Raw genomic sequence first — 14,270 nt, forward strand, 5'->3', positions numbered from 1 at the left:
GCGCCGTGAACGGCAAGCTCTTGGCCATGACGACGACCGATTACCTCATCTCCGCCGCTCTGGTCCTTCTCGTGATCCCGCAGATCATTGGCAGCCGGCTGACGATGCGCACCGCACTGCTGCCCGTGGTGGCCGTCGCCGCCGCGGCAGCGCACTACCTGAAGTCCTTCCCGCCCCAGGGGCACGATCTCCGGCTGGATGTCGTCGGCGTCGCCGTCGGCGCCGCCCTGGGCGTCGCCAGCGGCCTGGCCACCCGCATAAGCCGCACCTCGGACGGCGTCGCGTTCGCCAAAGCCGGGGTGCTCGCCGCACTGTTGTGGGTCGTCGGCATGGCCTCGCGCTCGGCGTTCGTGTTTTGGGCCACGCACAGCGGCTCGGCCACGGTCGCACGGTTCAGCCGCGACCACCTGATCACCGGTGCTGCCGCCTGGACCGCCGCACTGCTGTTGATGGCCGTGGCCCAGGTCCTGTGCCGACTCGTCGTGGTGCGCCTGCGGGCGCGTCAGATCCCTGCGGCCGTCCCTGCGCCGGCCGGGGTGTGAGCCGTGAGGCTGCGGCTGCCCGGCGCCGCGCACGGGACCTGCTCGCCGAGCCGTGTCCGCGTCCCCGGGCCCGAGCCCGAGCCCTGGCGGCAGCCGTCAGGACAGCGGTACGCCCCAATCGCCCCTATCCTTCAGGGCATGGCGGACCTACCGGATGATCCGTCAGCCGCGGTCAGCCCGCGGCTGGCCGTGGCCCTGGCTGGCGCCCAGGACCGGCGCGAGCGCAGGGGTCGGCGTCTGCGCCCTGTGGCGTGGGGCGTCCTGGCCGCCATCGCCGTCCAGTCGCTGCACGCCGAACCCGGGCCCGGCGGGAGCGGGGAGCACCTCGCGGTCGCCCTTGTGCTCGTCGGCTGCCTGTTGCCTTTGGCCGCGGTCGCGTCAGGCCTGTGGCAGATGGCGACCCCGGTGCGGTGCCTGGTGTTCTGCCTGCTGGTCGACGGGTTCGGGTTCGCGCTGGGCATCCTCCAGCCCGGCACGATGTCCACCCTGCCGCCGTCGGTGGCGGTGCTGACCGCGTTCCTGGTGCTGCGGCCCTTGATGGCCGCCGCGGTCAGCGGCGTCATGATGGGCGCTCTGGTGGGCGCCGCTTTCGCCGGGATGGACGGCAGCGCGGACAACCTGATGCACCAGCTGCTGTTCTCCGTGGTCCTGGCGATCATGGCGATCAGCATGCGGCAGGCGGGCAGGAACGAGGAGCGCGTGGAGCTGCTGCTCGCTCGCCTGGAGGACGCCAGGGAAGCCGAGGCCGAAGCGGCGGCGCTGGCCGAGCGCACCCGCATCGCCCAGGACCTGTATGACGTGCTCGCTCAGACCCTGTCCGGACTCGCCGTCCAGATGCAGGCTGCGCGACGCATGGCACGGCGCGACCAGGCCGGCGAGGATCTGCGGGAGTTGTTGGACCGGGCCGGAAAGCTGGTCAAGGATGGGCTGGGCGATGCACGCCGGGCCGTGGGCGCGCTGCGCGGGGACCGTATGCCGTCGCTGGACCGCCTGCCCGAGCTGGTCGAGCGCTACCGCGTGGATCTGGAGCTCGACGTGACGATGTCCGTCATCGGGCCACGTCGCGACCTGCCCACCGACGCGGACCTCGCCCTCTACCGTGGCGTGCAGGAGGGGCTGACCAACGCTGTCCGGTACGCACGCGACGCACGCACGACGGTGACGCTCTGCTACGAACCGCAGGCCACGGTTGTGACGGTCACGGACCGTCGCACCGGGCCCGCCTCATCGCTGGTGACGCAGGCTGGCGGCTCCGGCCTCGGCCTGACCGGCATGCGGGAGCGGCTGACGGATGTCGGCGGCAGCGCCACCGCGGGGCCGACCCCGGACGGTTGGCAGGTACGGATGGAGATCCCCACGTGACGAAGCCCGACCGTACGCCTGACCGCACGAGTCCCGACGGCAGGAAGATAGGGGTCCTGATCGCGGACGATCAGCACGTCGTCCGCAACGGACTCGTTCTGCTGATCGGCCTGCTGGACGGCATCGAGGTGGTCTGCGCGGCCCGCGACGGCGCCGAGGCGGTGACGCTCGCCGAGCGGCTGCTCCCCGACGTGGTGCTGATGGATCTCAACATGCCCCTCCTTGACGGAGTGGCGGCGACCGCGGCCCTGCGGGAACGGGTCCCGGACAGCGCGGTGCTCGTGCTGACCACCTATACGGACGACGACTCCGTCTTCCCCGCATTGCAGGCCGGGGCTCGCGGCTATCTGACCAAAGACGCTGAGGACGACGAAGTCGAAACAGCCATCCGCAACGTCCACCACGGTCGTACCTGGCTTGATCCCGTCGTCCAGGCCCGTCTCGTCGCCGCTGTCCAGACCGGCGGCACCCAGCCGGCAGCCACCCCACGGGCACCGGACGCGAAGAGGGGCGGGCCGGGTCCGCTGCCCGACGGGCTGACCCCGCGCGAGGCCGAGGTGCTCGTCCTCATCGCCCAAGGCCTGTCCAACGCGGCGATCTGCGCCCGCCTCGTCGTCAGCCAAGCGACCGTGAAGACGCACATCAACCGCATCTTCACCAAGATCGGCGTGAACGACCGTGCTCAAGCCGTGGGCTACGCCTACCGCAACAACCTGATATCTCCCTCCTGAAGGTCAGCCCCGGGCCGTAGGTGTTCCCCGGCCTGCTTCGCGCCGGCGCGGTGGCGGGCCACGGCCTCGGCCGCGTCGGGCATGCCCAGCACCGGCCGGCGGCGGACATCGGCCTCATGCTGTTCGATGGCCGGCTCGATCAGGTGGCCCACCGCCTCGTATACGTCGGTGTACCCGAAGCCGGGCGGTAGCCGGTGATCAGGCGGTCGGCGTCCAGGGCGCGCAGGGCCTGCTCGACATCGGCCGCCGTCCCCTCCCGTGCGGTCACGCGGAGCGAGCAGTTCCCCATATTTGCCGGATCCTTCACCGGGGCACTTCACCCGAAGCGCCAGAGGACCGATGCGGCGTGATGAGGTGGCGCGGCACTTCCCGTACAACCCGCTCAGCACAGAGAGATTCAGGTAAGCGACGCCCCTCTCCGCGGTGACCGCATTCACACCGCGGCGATGCCCTCCATCCCCGACTCGGCGAAGGCGGGCAGTCCGGTGGCCGTGGTGACCTTCGTGAGGGAACCGTTCCTGCCGATGCGGAAGCCGTCGACCGTGCCGGAGACCGCGTTCTGCACATACAGGAACTTCTCGTCCTCCGTCACCGCCAGGTCGATGACCCCCTGCGACTGGGCCGAGGGCGGTGTCGCGACGCCGACGTCGTTGGTGAGCGCGAGCCGGCCGTGCCGGTCCGTGCGGTAGCCGGTGACGGTGGAGTTGCCGGTGTTGCCGCCGTAGAAGAAGTCACCGGCGCGCTCCAGCCAACACAGCGTCTCCTGTCCGTTGGCCAGCGGCTTCCGCACGACCTTGAGGGTGCCGTCCGCACGGACCTCGTACGTACTGACCGTCGACTTCTCCGCCTCGGCCACCAGCATCCGGCCGCCCTGGTCGAAGGTGATCGCGAACGGCACCCCACCGGCCGACTCGTTGACGATCGCCCGGTGTGCGGGGCGTCCGTCGCGCCGTACGGGGAAGATTTCGACGGTGTTCGCGGACTTGGTGGTGACGACGAGCGCACGACCGTCCGGAGTGAAGGCGACCTGGCCGGGTGAGCTGCTGAACAGCGGCACCTTCTCGTTGTCCAGCCCCAGGGAGCGCTGCGAACCGCGCAGCGGCTTCAGGCCGTCGCCGGTGACCCTGAAGCCCTGGACGCTGCCCTCGCCGCCCGCGTTCATGACGTACGCGACGTTGCCGGAGACAGTGATCGACGCCGGGAAGTCACCACCAGAGTCCACCACCTGCCGGTCCGTCAGCTTCTGGCCCTCGACGCGGAACGAGGTCACTGTGCCACTGCCCGCGTTGACCGCGAGCAGCCGTCCCGAGCGGTCGTCGTAGACGAGCGAGCCCTGCGAGGCGAGGGAGTCGGTCGGTGCGTCGACCTGGTCGCCGCCGTTGCCGCCGGTCGCGTAGGTCCCCGCGGCGGTCAGTGCACCGTCGTCGCCGCGTTTGAAGACGTGGATGAGGTTACCGGCAAGTTCATTGCCCTGCACGAAGACGGCGTGGTCGGCTCCCGCGTCCCCCGCGCCCGCGTACCGGCGGCCGGTCTCCCCCGCCGAGGCGACGGCCACCGTGGCCACCGCCGCGGCCGTGGCGAGGAATCCGGCTCCTGCGACGGTCAGCCGGACCCGCAAGGATGACCTGCGCCTGGTGTGCATGCTCATATCTCGCTCCTCGGACCTTCGCCGCCACCACCGAACGGTGGCGCGCAGAGGCAGAGTTGCCCAAGAGGCGGATGCGGTGGGAGGGTTCGGCCCCCGCGTCAGCTTCCCGTAAGAACTTTCGGGGCGCTGAGACTCGCTTCGGTCAGGAACAGGAGGCAGCGCTGGTAGCCGGCCACCACGGCGAGGCGGAGACGACCTTCGGCACCTGGCGGGCACCGGTGAGCCGCCGCCGCGCACCGTCGCCCGCAGGCTGTGGGCGACGAAACCGGTGTCGGCGCCGAGCTGCCGGCGGGGCACCAGCCCGCGGTCCGCGCCGGTGTCGGAAGCGGAGGCACGTCGCACGAGCGCAGGGTGAACGTACGGAACGCCGGACCGGTCGCAGAGCTCCTGGACCGCCCCGTCACCCGGCCGCCACACGCACCGGGTGCGTCCGGCCCCGTCCGCCCGCACCGTAGAGACAGGGAATTCGCCTATGACGAGGCGGCGGACGGCAGACGGCTGAGGCGGGACCATGGGTGACGAACAGGCCACCAGGGCGAGTGGGCACGGGCAGGCGGCAGGCGACGCCCTGACCTGTCTGGTGACCGGCGCGAGCGGTTACATCGGCGGGCGGCTGGTGCCGGAGTTGCTGGATGCCGGATACCGGGTGCGCTGCCTGGTCCGCACCCCGCGCAAGGTGCGCGACCACCCGTGGGCGGGCCAGGCGGAGATCGTCCAGGGCGATGTCTTGGACGCCGAGTCGGTGGCGCGGGCATTGGACGGGGTGGACGTGGCCTACTACCTCGTGCACGCGCTCGGCAGCGGCCGCGACTTCGAGCGGACCGACCGTGAAGCGGCCCGCATCTTCGGCGAGCAGGCCCGCCGAGCGGGCGTCCGCCGCCTTGTCTATCTCGGCGGACTCACCCCCGCGGGCGTTCCGGAGTCAGATCTCTCCCCGCACCTGCGTTCCCGCGCGGAGGTCGGCCGCATCCTGCTCGACTCGGGCGTGCCGACCGCCGTCCTGCGCGCCGCCGTCATCATCGGCTCCGGCTCCGTCAGCTTCGAGATGCTGCGCTATCTCACCGAGCGTCTGCCGGTCATGGTCACCCCGCGCTGGGTACGCACCCGCATCCAGCCCATCGCCGTGGGGGACGTGCTGCGCATCCTGGTGGGCTGCGCCGGTCTGCCCCCCGACGTCAGCCGGGCCTTCGACATCGGCGGCCCGGAAGTGCTCACGTACCAGGACATGATGCGCCGCTACGCCGCTGTCGCTCACCTGCCCCGGCGGCTCATCCTGCCCGTTCCCGTGCTCACGCCCTGGTTGTCCAGCCACTGGGTCGGCCTGGTGACCCCGGTACCGGCCTCGATCGCCCGCCCTCTGACGGAGTCCCTGCGCCACGAAGTGGTCTGCCGGGACCGGGACATCGAGCGGTACGTGCCCAGCCCGCCCGGTCACCCCATCGGCTTCGACCGCGCCGTCGCCCTGGCGCTGCAACGCGTACGGGAGGCTCAGGTCGCCACCCGCTGGTCGTCCGCCGCCGTGCCGGGCGCCCCCAGCGACCCGCTGCCCACCGACCCGGGCTGGGCGGGGGGCAGCTTGTACACCGACGTTCGGGAAGTCGACGCGGACGTGGCGCCGGACACGCTGTGGCAGGTCATCGAGGGCATCGGCGGGGAGAACGGCTGGTACTCCTTCCCGCTGGCCTGGGCGGTGCGCGGCTGGCTCGACCGTCTCGTCGGCGGCGTGGGCCTGCGCCGGGGCCGACGTGACGCGCGCCGACTGCGGGCGGGCGACTCGCTGGACTTCTGGCGGGTGGAGGAGATCGAGCGGGGGCGGCTGCTGCGGCTGCGTGCCGAGATGCGGCTGCCCGGTCTGGCCTGGCTGGAGATGCGCGTGGACGGCGACGGGGCCGGGGGTGCGCGCTACCGGCAGCGGGCCCTGTTCCACCCGCGCGGACTGCTCGGTCACCTGTACTGGTGGGGCGTCTCGCCCTTCCACGCGGTGGTCTTCGGAGGCATGGCCCGCAACATCGTCCGCGCCGCGGCCCGTGACCAGGAGCGACGTGCGGCACGCTCCAGGGCGGCCACGGCGGACTGACCCGCGGGGCGAGGGCCGGGCACCGCGCCGGGGCCGGGCACGGCTTCCGGGCCCGGCACGGGACCAGGGCTCGGCACTGCTCCGGGACCGGGCGCCGCGCCAAGGCCCGGCACCGCTTCCGGGCCCGCTGTGCCGCCGGAAGACAGTTAAGTCAGCGCCGCCCGCGCCGCCCACCGCAGGACGGCTACGCGGCCCCGTTCGGGCACGGTCCACAGCGGATGCCCCCGCAGACCCCAACGGGTCAGGAGCGCGTTGGCGGCGAGGAACCCGCTGGTGGCCGCCCGCTCCATCAGCGCCACCGGCAGACCGGTGCGCACGGCGTCGCCCGCCACGACCAGGCCCGGCACGGGTGTACGCACGGCCGGCCGGTCGCCGTACCCGCCGACCGGGAACAGCGGGCAGTCGGCGCGCCATTCGTGGCGGGCGTCCACCACCCGGGCGCGGCGCGTCTCCGGGTAGATCCGGTGCAGTTGCCCGAGCAGTTCCTTCTGCCGGACCTCCCGGTCGGTGTCGCCCGGCAGCGCGTAGGCGTGCAGTTCCACGACCGACCCGCCCGTGCGGGCGGCCCAGCGGGCGGCTTCGCCCTCCCACCGGTTCAGGACGCTGACGTTGTCCAGGAGGCCGTATCCGCTGGTGCCCAGGAAGCCGGGCCGGTCGCCGCGGACAGGCCGGTCCAGCCACAGGCGGGAGACCAGGAACGGCGGAGCGGTGCGCAGCCGCGCCACCCGCTCGCGCCACGTCTCGTCCCCGAGCCCCTCGGACCGGGCCACCACGCCACGCAGCGCTCCCGGGTCCAGGGCCAGCACCACGGCGTCGCACCGCTCCTCGGCGCCGTCCTGCCCGGCCACGGTGAAACCGCCGCCGGGCAGGGCGGCGACCGCTTCGATAGCCGCCGCGGTACGCAGTTCGGCCCCGAGACCGGTCAGATACCCGGCGAGCGGGTCCCACAGGGCCTGCGGGAACGGCTCGTCCGGTACGTCGAACAGCAGGCCCTCGGCCGAGCCGAGGAAGTAGACGTGGAACATCAGCGCCATCTCCGCCGCCGACAGCCGGCGGGGGTCGGCGAAGAAGCTGCGCGAGAAGACCTCGAAGGCCAGGTGGCGCGCCGCCGCCGGGAAGCGGATCGCCTCCAGGAAGTCGTGGGCGCTGATGTGGTCGAGCCGCTCGTGCACTCCGGGCACCCGCACGTCGAGCAGCGGCAGCGCGGCCCGGGCGTCCATCCGGGCCAGGTCGCGCATCCGGAAGGAGCGGCTCAGCGCGACGAAGCCGAGCGCGCTCAGCGGTGGCGTACGTGGGACGTGCCGGAAGCTGTCGTGGCCGCCGTCCGCGTGGCGCAGGGGGTAGTCGGGCAGGCCGGTCAGCCGGGACAGGGCCGGATCGGTGCGGCGCAGCAGGGCGCGCAGGTTGTAGTACTGGCGGAAGAAGGCGTGGAAGCCACGGCTCATCGTCACCGTGCTGCCGTCGGCGAGCCGGGTGCGCCAGCCGGCCAGTCGGCCGCCGAGCACCTCCTCGCGCTCGTACAGGGTGACCCGCACCCCGCGCTCGGCCAGCGCCGTGGCGGCCGTCAGCCCGGCGATGCCGCCGCCTACGACCGTGGCGTGCGGTGCGGCCGCGGGGTCTGCGCGATCGGCCCCGGGCGGGGCGGGCAGCAGCCGGGCGAGCCGGTCCAGGCCGGGACGGTCCAGGCCGGGACGGTCCAGGCCGGGGCGGTGCAGGCCGGGGCGGTGCGCGGGCCGTCGGGTGCCGGTGGTCATCGCGGGTCCTCCTCGCTCGCCGGCTTGGCGGCTTGCCGGTTCTCGGTTCCGGTTCCGGTTCCGGGTCCGGGTCCGGGCCTTCTCGCTCCGGGCCGCTCGGTTCCCGGTCTTCCGGCCTTCGACGTCCCGGCTGTCCGCTCTCGTCCCGCGCCGCGCGGCCGAGCGCCGTTCACCACGCCGCGCCCGGCTGCCACACCGCGCCCTCACCCTCCTCCGTCCCGCTGCCCGGCTCCCGGCCGCCCGTCGGCCGACGGGCCACCACGGTGTGCGTGATGCCGGTCTGCCAGCCAGGCAGCGGCAGTACCCGCACCCGCTCGAAGCCGGCCTGCGCCACCCGTCGGCCCAGAGCGTCGGCCGTGTCGAAGCCGAGGACGCTGCGCCACAGATGCCGGTAGAGCGCCCCGTCCCCCAGCAGCGTGGCGACGGGCAGAACGATCCCGCCGCACACCGCGCTCCACACCGCGCGGTGCGCGGCCCTCCCGCTCAGCGCGTACTCGTGTACCGCCAGACGGCCGTACGGCGCGAGCAGCCGGTGGGCCGTGGCGAGCACGGCGTCCGGGTCGGTGGCGTTGCGCAGCAGGTATGCGGCGAAGACCGCGTCGAACGGGCCGTTCACGCCCGCCTCGGCCAGCCGTTCCACCGGCGCGTGCACGAACCGCACCGGCCGCGCCCACCGCCGGGCGGCCGCCCGGCGGAGCATCCCCGCCGAGGCGTCGACCGCCGTGATGTCCGCACCGGGCAGCACGGTGGCCAGAGCGGCCGTGGACGCTCCCGTACCGCATCCCAGGTCCAGCACCCGCAGCCCGGTGCCGTCCCGGGGGAGACCGAGCCGCCGTGCCGAGCGGCGCAAGTGGGCGTGGTACCCGGGGTTGGCGGCCACCAGCGCGTCGTAGCTGCGGGCGGCATGGTCGAAGGCGTCGGCCAGATCGGCGTCGCGCAGAAGGGGCATGCGGTCCGGCTCCGAGGTCAGGCGGCGGGAAGGCTCCGGCGCGGGGCGAGGGGCAGGGCGAGGGCGGAGGCGAGCATCGCGGCGACGGGCAGGTGCGCGCCGATGGCGAGGTCCTGCGCCAGGCTGGTACGGCCGTCCAGGAACCGCAGCAGCCGCGGTGCGGGCACGCGCCCGAACAGGCGGGTGAAGAAGGCCGGGCCGTCCACCCGGCCGGTGTCGAGGGCGTGCAGCAGCACCGCGTCCATGAGGCGGGCGCGGGTGGAGTGCGGCCGCGGGGGCAGCGGATACCGTCCGGCGTGCAGGGCGGCGGCCACGGCGCTCGTCTGCCGCTGCACGGCACTGAAGGTGTAGCCGGTCGACGGACGGGTGGCGCCGGAGCAGGCCCCGATCCGGAACACGCCCGGCGCCGTCTGCCGGACGAAGTCGGCGTCCGTCATCGGGATCACGCCCTGCTCGCACGCGGTGACCTCGTAGCCGGCCAGACCGAGCACGCGCTCCGCGTAGTCCCGCAGCACGCAGTCGTACCCGGCACGGCCGAGCACCCGGCGGGAGAACTCCGTGTATTCGACCAGCGCCTCGTGCGGGCCGACCGGCAGCACGTAGCCGAAGGAGAGACCGTGCGCGGGCTGCGGCGTGCGGAAGTCCATCAGTTCCACGACGGACGAGTCGAAGACCGGCCGCCCCGTACGGACGAACCAGCCGCGGAAGTGCTGCAGCAGTGTCGTACGCGCGGGCGGGAGGCGGCTGAGCGGGCGTGAGTCGAACACCCAGCGGGCGCGGACGGCGACGCTGCCGCCGTCCGCGCGGCGGGCGTGCACCAGGGCGCCGCCGCCCGGCACCGGTGCGACCTGGTCGACGGCCGCCTCGACACGCGAGACCCGCCCGCTCGCCGCGACGCGACGGTTGACCAGCGCCTCGAAGGCGTCGGAACGCAGCATCTTGTAGCGCAGTGGCGCGATGGCCGTGGTCACGGACGTACCGTCGGCGCCGCGCACGCGCAGCCGCTGCCAGGAAGCGGCCAGCGCCTCGTCGTAGGGGCCGTCGTCCGGCTCCCAGAAGCACCAGGTGCGCGGTGCGGCGCGGGCCGGACCGGGCGGGGCGGCCAGCAGTACCGTGTCCAGCGGTCCGGCGCCCGAGGACGGCCGGGCCAGCCGCAGCGCGAGCGACAGCCCCGCGGCCCCGGCTCCCACCACGGCGACGTCGGCCTTCAGGTCCACGACCGCTGCTCCCTTCCTCGGGCCGTTCTCATGGCGATCAGGCCGGTACGACACCCGCCGGTACGTCACCCGCCGGGACGAGACGGCGTCCGCCCGGTGCCATCCAGTGTTTCCGGCCACCCGCGGTCAGCGGATGCGGTGCGTGGCGTGTCGTCGCAGGACGCGTCCCCCACGCGGGAGCTTCCCCCGCTTGGCGCATCCGGTTCGGTGCCCTACGCGGAATGTGTCCTGACACGAGCAATGTGACGACGGGCGAGAGGACGATCCGCGATGTGCTTCACCCAGGCGCCCTGCCGATACCCGGCGGGGCCGGAGGGAGGCCGGTGACCAGGGCCCTGAAAGGCCCGACCGATCACGTGGTGGTCGTCGGCGCCGGACTGGCCGGCCTCTCCGCCGCGCTGCACCTGCTCGGCGCGGGACGCCGGGTCACCGTCGTCGAACGCGCCGCCGGGCCCGGCGGTCGCGCCGGCCGGCTGGTCCGCGGCGGCTACCACATCGACACCGGCCCCACCGTGCTGACCATGCCCGAGATCGCCGACGAGGCGTTCCACGCGGTCGGGGCCTCGCTGCGCGACCGTGTCGAACTGATCCCTCTGCACCCGGCCTACCGGGCGTCCTTCGCCGACGGCAGCACCCTCGACGTGCACACCGACGCCGACGCGATGGAGACGGAGGTGGCACGCTTCGCCGGGCCCGCCGAGGCGGCCGGCTACCGCCGGCTGCGTCACTGGCTGACCGAGCTGTACCGCGCCGAACGGCACCGGTTTCTCGACGCCGACTTCGACTCCCCCTGGCAGCTGCTCGGCCCCGACCTGGTCCGGCTGGCCGCGCTCGGCGGCTTCGGCCGCTGGGAGAGCGGTGTCGCCCGCCACCTGCGCGACGAGCGGCTGCGCCGCGTCTTCACCTTCCAGGCGCTGTACGCGGGCGTGCCCCCGGCGCGCGCCCTGGCCGCCTACGCGGTGATCGCCTACATGGACACCGTCGCCGGGGTGTACTTCCCGCGCGGCGGTATGCACGCCCTGCCGCGGGCCATGGCCGAGGCCGCCGAAGCGGCCGGGGCCGTCGTCCATTACGAACGGCCGGTCACCCGGCTGGAACGCTCCGGTGAGCGCATCACCGCCGTGATCACCGGCCAGGGACGGATCCCCTGCGATGCCGTCGTCCTCACCCCCGACCTGCCGGTGGTCTACCGCCTCCTCGGCCGCGCCCCGCGCCGTCCGCTGCGGCTGCGGCACGCCCCGTCGGCGGTCGTCCTGCACGCGGGCTGCGACCGCACCTGGCCGCAACTGGCCCACCACACCCTGTCCTTCGGCCACGCCTGGCGGCGCACCTTCGACGAACTCACCCGCACCGGCGAGCTGATGCGCGATCCCTCCCTGTTGATCACCCGTCCCACCGCCACCGACCCCGCCCTGGCCCCGCCGGGCCGCCATCTGCACTACGTCCTGGCGCCGTGTCCCCACACCGGCATCGGCCCCGGACCCGCCGACTGGCGCGACCTCGGTCCCCGCTACCGCGACGCGCTGCTGCACGAGCTGGAACGCCGGGGACTCGACGGCATCGCCGCGGCGACCGAAGAGGAGTGCCTGGTGACACCGGCCGACTGGACGGAGCAGGGGCACGCCGTCGGCACGCCGTTCTCCACCGCGCACACCTTCGCCCAGACCGGCCCCTTCCGCCCACGCAACCTGGTGCGCGGCACCGCCAACGCCGTCCTCGCCGGCTGCGGCACCACGCCGGGCGTCGGCGTGCCGCCCGTCCTGCTGTCGGGAAAGCTTGCCGCCGCCCGTATCACCGGCGTTCGCCGCACGACCGCCGCCCCGGTGACCCACCAGGTAACCCACCCGGTAACCCACCCGGCGGCCCGGACCCGGCCCCACCCGGAAGGAGCTCGTCCATGACCGGCCGGGAACTGGACGCCGCGGGCATCACCGAGCCGGACCTGCGCGCCGCCTACACCCGCTGCCGGGAGCTGAACGCCCGGCACGGTCGTACCTACTTCCTCGCCACCCGCCTGCTCACCCCCGACCGGCGTCCCGCCGTGCACGCCCTGTACGGCTTCGCCCGCTGGGCCGACGACATCGTCGACTCCCTCGACAGCGCCGCGGACCCCGCGGACCGCGCCCGCGCCCTGGACAGGCTGGACGACGACCTCGCCCATGGCCTGGCCGGCGGCGCCGGAGCCGAGCCGGTGGTGCGGGCGCTCGCCGACACCGCACGCCGTCACGCCATCGACCACCGCCACTTCGCCGACTTCCTCGCCGCCATGCGCAGCGACCTGACGGTCACCTCGTACGCCACCTACGCCGATCTGCGCGGCTACATGCACGGCTCCGCGGCGGTGATCGGCCTGGAGATGCTGCCCGTGCTCGGCACCGTGACCCCCCGGGAGGAGGCCGCGCCCCACGCCGCCGAACTCGGCGTCGCCTTCCAGCTCACCAACTTCCTGCGAGACGTGGGAGAGGACCTGGACCGCGGCCGCGTCTACCTCCCGCAGGACCTCCTGAACAGCCACGGAGTCCACCGCGAGCTGCTGCGCCGCTGCCGGGACACCGGCCGCGTCGACCGCCGGGTCACGGCGGCGTTGAGGGAGTTCGAGGACCTCACCCGTGCCGCCTACCGGCGCGCCGCGCCCGGCGTCGGCATGCTCGCCCCGGTCTCCCGGCCCTGTATCCGCACGGCGTTCGTCCTGTACGGCGGCATCCTGGACGCCGTCGCCGCCACCGGGTACGCCGTGCTGCACCGCCGCGCCGTGGTGCCCCGGCGGCGGCGGGCCCTGGTCGCCGCGGACGGCCTGCTGCGGGTGGCGGCCGCCCGCATGGCCGCCCACGCGGCCGCCCGGCGCACCCCCGGCGGGGCGGGCGTACCCCTCGAACCGGCGGCTTCCGGTCCCCGCGCCCACCCCCCTGCCCGGCCGCACCCCCGTCACAAGGAGGTCGCGTGAAGCCCGCCCGGCCGTCCCGGCCCAAGCGTCTGCCGCTGACCAAGCGTCTGCCGCTGACCCTGCGCCGCGACCCGGTCGCCTGGGAGCGTCAGCGGCCCACCTGGCGCGAAGCCCGGCCCGCCCTGATCGCCGACGCCCTCAGAAGGGCCCAGGCCCGCCCCACCGGCAACTGGTACGTCGTCGGAGCCTCCCGTGAGCTGCGTCCCGACCGGCCGCTGGCCCGCACCGTCGCCGGCCACGAGGCGGTGCTGTGGCGGGACGCCGAAGGGCGCCTCGTGGCCGGGCCGGGAAGCTGCCCGCACCTCGGCGCCCCGCTGCGCGACAGCCCCGTGCGCTGCGGCACCCTGGTGTGCCACTGGCACGGACTGGCCCTGAACGGAATGCCGTTCGCCGGCTGGGAGCCGTGGCCGGCGCACGACGACGGGGTGCTGGTCTGGGTACGGCTGGACGAGGTCGGGGCGGAGGAGCCCACCGCCCGCCCGGCGGTGCCGGGGCGACCGGCGGCGGCCGGGGCGCTGACCGCCGTGTACACCGCCGTGGGCGTCTGCGAGCCGGACGATGTCGTCGCCAACCGCCTCGACCCCTGGCACGGGGCCTGGTTCCACCCCTACTCCTTCGTCGACCTCACCGTGGCCCGGACCCCCGGGCGGGCTGACGAGAGCGACTCCTTCACCGTGGACGTGTCCTTCAGGGCCGCCGGGCGGCTGGTCGTCCCGGTGCGCGCGGTCTTCACGGCGCCCGGACCCCGCACCGTCGTGATGCGGATCATCGAGGGCGAGGGGCAGGGCTCCGTCGTGGAGACGCACGCCACCCCGCTCGGGCCGGACGCCCTGGGACGGCCTCGCACGGCAGTGGTGGAGGCCGTCGTCGCCACGTCCGAACGGCCGGGCTTCGCCGTGGCCCGTCGCGCCGCCCCGCTGCTGCGCCCCCTGATACGCGCTGCCGCCGGCCGGCTGTGGCGCGACGACCTCGCCTACGCGGAGCGCCGCTGGGCCCTGCGCTCCTCGGGTGGTTTCCCCGGCTGACGGACACCCTGGCCGCCCGAC

General features: G+C 74.1%; 12 protein-coding genes. 7 read left to right on the plus strand and 5 right to left on the minus strand.

Annotated elements, in window-relative coordinates; all coding sequences use genetic code 11:
* Positions 1 to 5: 5 nt before the first annotated feature.
* From ACFV2X_RS32350 to ACFV2X_RS32360, 3 genes are all read left to right on the plus strand, one after another.
* Positions 6 to 542, plus strand: a complete 537-nt coding sequence (locus tag ACFV2X_RS32350; protein WP_385623318.1) for a hypothetical protein — start codon at positions 6 to 8, stop codon at positions 540 to 542.
* A 138-nt stretch (positions 543 to 680) separates the two neighbouring features.
* The gene (locus tag ACFV2X_RS32355) at positions 681 to 1,904 is read left to right on the plus strand and encodes a sensor histidine kinase (protein WP_385623320.1); all 1,224 of its coding nucleotides are present in this window, start codon (positions 681 to 683) and stop codon (positions 1,902 to 1,904) included.
* A complete protein-coding gene (locus ACFV2X_RS32360; RefSeq protein WP_385623323.1) occupies positions 1,901 to 2,635 on the plus strand; it encodes a response regulator in 735 nt (244 codons plus the stop codon). The genes ACFV2X_RS32355 and ACFV2X_RS32360 overlap by 4 nt, the downstream gene beginning before the upstream one ends.
* Positions 2,636 to 2,774: 139 nt before the next feature.
* Here ACFV2X_RS32360 and ACFV2X_RS32365 read toward each other — a convergent pair whose 3' ends face one another.
* Together ACFV2X_RS32365 and ACFV2X_RS32370 are read right to left on the minus strand one after the other, a co-directional pair.
* Positions 2,775 to 2,924, minus strand: a complete 150-nt coding sequence (locus tag ACFV2X_RS32365; RefSeq protein WP_385623325.1) for a hypothetical protein — start codon at positions 2,922 to 2,924, stop codon at positions 2,775 to 2,777.
* A gap of 144 nt (positions 2,925 to 3,068) precedes the next feature.
* Entirely contained in the window at positions 3,069 to 4,283 is a 1,215-nt protein-coding gene (locus ACFV2X_RS32370; RefSeq protein WP_385623328.1) for a lactonase family protein, read from the minus strand.
* A gap of 511 nt (positions 4,284 to 4,794) precedes the next feature.
* On the opposite strand from ACFV2X_RS32370, the gene ACFV2X_RS32375 reads away from it, so the two are divergent.
* Entirely contained in the window at positions 4,795 to 6,360 is a 1,566-nt protein-coding gene (locus ACFV2X_RS32375) for an SDR family oxidoreductase (protein ID WP_385623330.1), read from the plus strand.
* A 146-nt stretch (positions 6,361 to 6,506) separates the two neighbouring features.
* Here ACFV2X_RS32375 and ACFV2X_RS32380 read toward each other — a convergent pair whose 3' ends face one another.
* The 3 genes from ACFV2X_RS32380 to ACFV2X_RS32390 form a co-directional block, all read right to left on the minus strand.
* Entirely contained in the window at positions 6,507 to 8,114 is a 1,608-nt protein-coding gene (locus ACFV2X_RS32380) for an FAD-dependent oxidoreductase (protein ID WP_385623332.1), read from the minus strand.
* A 169-nt stretch (positions 8,115 to 8,283) separates the two neighbouring features.
* Complete coding sequence (locus ACFV2X_RS32385) at positions 8,284 to 9,063, minus strand: methyltransferase domain-containing protein (protein ID WP_385623335.1); 780 nt, start codon at positions 9,061 to 9,063, stop codon at positions 8,284 to 8,286.
* Positions 9,064 to 9,080: 17 nt separating this feature from the next.
* Positions 9,081 to 10,280, minus strand: coding sequence for a lycopene cyclase family protein (locus ACFV2X_RS32390; protein ID WP_385623337.1), 1,200 nt, complete (start codon positions 10,278 to 10,280; stop codon positions 9,081 to 9,083).
* A gap of 323 nt (positions 10,281 to 10,603) precedes the next feature.
* Between ACFV2X_RS32390 and crtI the strand changes: the two genes are divergently transcribed.
* Genes crtI through ACFV2X_RS32405 form a run of 3 tightly spaced genes read left to right on the plus strand, consistent with a single transcriptional unit; the run spans position 10,604 to position 14,249 of the window.
* Positions 10,604 to 12,181, plus strand: a complete 1,578-nt coding sequence (gene crtI / locus ACFV2X_RS32395) for a phytoene desaturase family protein (protein ID WP_385623339.1) — start codon at positions 10,604 to 10,606, stop codon at positions 12,179 to 12,181.
* Complete coding sequence (locus ACFV2X_RS32400; RefSeq protein WP_385623342.1) at positions 12,178 to 13,224, plus strand: phytoene/squalene synthase family protein; 1,047 nt, start codon at positions 12,178 to 12,180, stop codon at positions 13,222 to 13,224. Before crtI ends, ACFV2X_RS32400 begins: the two co-directional genes overlap by 4 nt.
* Complete coding sequence (locus tag ACFV2X_RS32405; RefSeq protein ID WP_385623345.1) at positions 13,221 to 14,249, plus strand: DUF5914 domain-containing protein; 1,029 nt, start codon at positions 13,221 to 13,223, stop codon at positions 14,247 to 14,249. The genes ACFV2X_RS32400 and ACFV2X_RS32405 overlap by 4 nt, the downstream gene beginning before the upstream one ends.
* Positions 14,250 to 14,270: the final 21 nt, after the last annotated feature.

Source organism: Streptomyces sp. NPDC059679 (genome assembly GCF_042734105.1).
Taxonomy (GTDB): Bacteria; Actinomycetota; Actinomycetes; order Streptomycetales; family Streptomycetaceae; genus Streptomyces.